This is a genomic window from Mesorhizobium sp. M2A.F.Ca.ET.067.02.1.1, from assembly GCF_004023285.1.
Classification (GTDB): Bacteria; Pseudomonadota; Alphaproteobacteria; order Rhizobiales; family Rhizobiaceae; genus Mesorhizobium.
Genome location: NZ_RZSB01001112.1, coordinates 1 through 1323, shown reverse-complemented (window position 1 = coordinate 1323; position 1323 = coordinate 1). Strand labels below are relative to the sequence as shown.

Here is a 1323-nt window from a genome sequence, read left to right as displayed (position 1 = left end):
ATCGCAGCCATGTCCCTCGATGAGCAGTTTTGCGCCCGCGGCGCGGTTCGCCGTCACCGCCACCGGCGCGTGTTCGGCCAGAAGCAGCGGCTCGTCGCCAACATGTTTGGCGGCGTCGTGATGCGCATCGACGACATGCGGCTTGGCGAACGAACCGCCATGGCCGCGCGACAGGAAGCCGGGCGTGAGCTGCATGCGCCTGGCTTGTTTGGCCAGGGCAATGGCGACCGGGGTCTTGCCGCTGCCGCCGACGGTCAGATTGCCCACGCACAGCACCGGCGCGTCGACCTTCTCGCGCGGGGCATGCCGCATGCGGCGGCCGGCAACCATGCCGTAGGCAGCCGACACCGGCGACAGAGCGAGCACGCGCCAGTCCGGCTTTTCCCACCAGAAGGGCGGCGCCTCGCTGGTCATCGCGCGGCTTCCGCGCAATTTGATTTTGCGCATGACCTTCTCCAAAAATCGGGTCCGATTTTTGGGATCATGCTTTAGCGCCCGTTGGCGCCTTTCAGGCGCGCCTTGACGACCAGCGGCTGGATATAGGGCTCCAGAGATTTCAGCGTCCGGGCGAGCGCGCCGCGCATCTCGTCGACGGTGGCGGCACCCGCCGCGATCATTTCGTGGCGCGCCACTTCGTTGGTCAGAAGGAAATTGACCGCGCCGGTCAGCATGTCGCGGTCGCGCACAAGCTTGGCGCCGCCGCTGTCGAGCAGGCGCTGATAGGCCTCGCGGAAATTCTGGACGTTGCGGCCGGCAAGCACCGCGGTTTCGAGCATTGCCGGCTCGAGCGGGTTCTGGCCGCCTTCCGAGGTCAGCGAACGGCCGACGAAAGCGATCTCGGTCAGCCTCAGGTAAAGCCCCATCTCACCGATCGTGTCGCCCAGAAGGATATCGGTATCAAGCGAGATGCGGTCGCCCTTGCTGCGCCTTGCCACCGTCAGGCCCATGCCGGAAATCTGCGCGGCAAGCGCGTCGGCGCGGTCGGGATGACGCGGCACGATGATGGTCAAAAGCCCATGATGGCGCCTGTGCAGGCTGGCATGAACCTCGGCGGCCACGACCTCTTCGCCGTCATGGGTCGAGATCGCCGCCCAGGTGGGGCGATCGCCGATCTGGCGCTGCAGGGTGGCCAGGGCCCGCTCATCAACCGGCGGCGGGTTTGTGTCGACCTTGAGATTGCCGGAAACCGTGACCGGCCGGGCGCCGAGCGCGCGGAACCGCTCGCCGTCGACATCCGATTGGGCGATGACATGGGCGAGATTCTCGAACAGCGCCTCGGCAACGCTTGCGCGCTTCTTCCACGAGGTGAAGGAGCGGTCCGAC

2 protein-coding genes are annotated in these 1323 nt (G+C 66.6%); both read right to left on the bottom strand.

Annotation, left to right across the window (positions count from 1 at the left end; translation table 11 throughout):
* The coding region (locus tag EOA28_RS35915) for a tetraacyldisaccharide 4'-kinase (RefSeq protein WP_189342386.1) at positions 1-414 on the bottom strand (414 nt) is incomplete at its 3' end.
* 74 nt (positions 415-488) lie between these two features.
* The coding region (locus EOA28_RS35910; RefSeq protein WP_281060958.1) for a glycosyltransferase N-terminal domain-containing protein at positions 489-1323 on the bottom strand (835 nt) is incomplete at its 5' end.